General features: G+C 44.2%; 1 protein-coding gene. It reads left to right on the top strand.

The window, feature by feature from the left end; genetic code table 11:
• On the top strand, positions 1–981 hold a 981-nt coding region (locus tag HMPREF3022_RS03685; RefSeq protein ID WP_070765149.1), incomplete at its 5' end, for a zonular occludens toxin domain-containing protein.
• Positions 982–1,225: the final 244 nt, after the last annotated feature.

Below are 1,225 nucleotides of genomic sequence, written 5' to 3'. Positions count from 1 at the left end.
GAAGAAATCATGTCTGCACCGTTGCGAGATATTATTCCGCAAGGCGCCGTCTTGATTGTTGATGAAGCACACTATACCTATCCTGTACGCGCTGCTGGTCGCCCTGTTCCGCCTTATATTCAAGAATTAACCGAACTTCGCCATTACGGCCATACGGTTATTTTAATGACCCAACACCCTAGTCAGCTTGACGTATTTGTCCGTAATCTTGTGTCAAAACATACGCACCTTGAGCGTAAAGCAGTAGGTATGAAGCAGTATTCTTGGTACAAATGCGTTACCAGCCTCGATAATCCCGCCGGTGTCAGCGGTGTTGAATCAGCTAGTTGGAAACCGCCTAAAGATGCTTTCAAATATTACAAATCATCCAGCCAGCATCAGAAGTTTAAAAAGCAAATTCCGCTTGCTGTTTGGGCTTTAGTAGCTATTTTGGGTTTTATGGCTTGGAAAGGCTATAACGTTTATCAAATCTATCAGCAAGGCACTGGCCAACAAGAACAGGTCGAACCACAGGAAGCAGCCGCCAGTCAGTCGCAAATGGAATTACCAAAGGAAACCGAGCCAACGGCCAAAATTGATAATAGTCTAAACCCGACAGACTTTATTCCAAAGTTGGCCGAAAAACCAGAATCCAAACCGCTTTATGACAATGTACGCCAAGTCAAAACATTTGAGTATATTGCCGGTTGCGTCGAAGGTGGTAATAGTGGCTGTACTTGTTACAGTGACCAAGGTACACCGCTGAAAGAAATCACAAAAACAATGTGCAAAGACTACGTGCGTAACGGTTTGCCATTTAACCCTTACAAAGATAAAACCAAAACTACCCAGGCAACACAGCCCCAAAACCAAGCTAAATCCAATGACAATAGTCAAGTTTTAGCACTTGGCGGAAAATCTCCGCAAAATCTCATGTATGACGGCTATGTAGAGGCAGGAGAACAATTCCAGCAACGTGGAGGGACTGTCGGATCTAATTAATCAAGCTGCTTTTTACTGTGTTGATGTAGCCCTAAAGGCGGAATCAATATGGTAAAAAGTAGCACGGGGTGCGGGAACTCCCGCTATTGTCCGCATTTTCTCTATAAGCTAAAACCTGTAAACCGTTTGATTTAGACGGCTTACAGGTTTTTGTTTAGCGCAAAACAAAGCCTGGGCGGTTTAGGCAGTAAAACGGCCAAAGCAAAAAGCTGCACAAAAGAAATGCCGAATCGCCCATTTATCC

The organism is Neisseria sp. HMSC065C04, assembly GCF_001815375.1.
Taxonomy (GTDB): domain Bacteria; phylum Pseudomonadota; class Gammaproteobacteria; order Burkholderiales; family Neisseriaceae; genus Neisseria; species Neisseria flavescens_D.
Note: the sequence above shows the minus strand (reverse complement) of the source record. Positions and strands in the feature narration are given on the sequence as shown.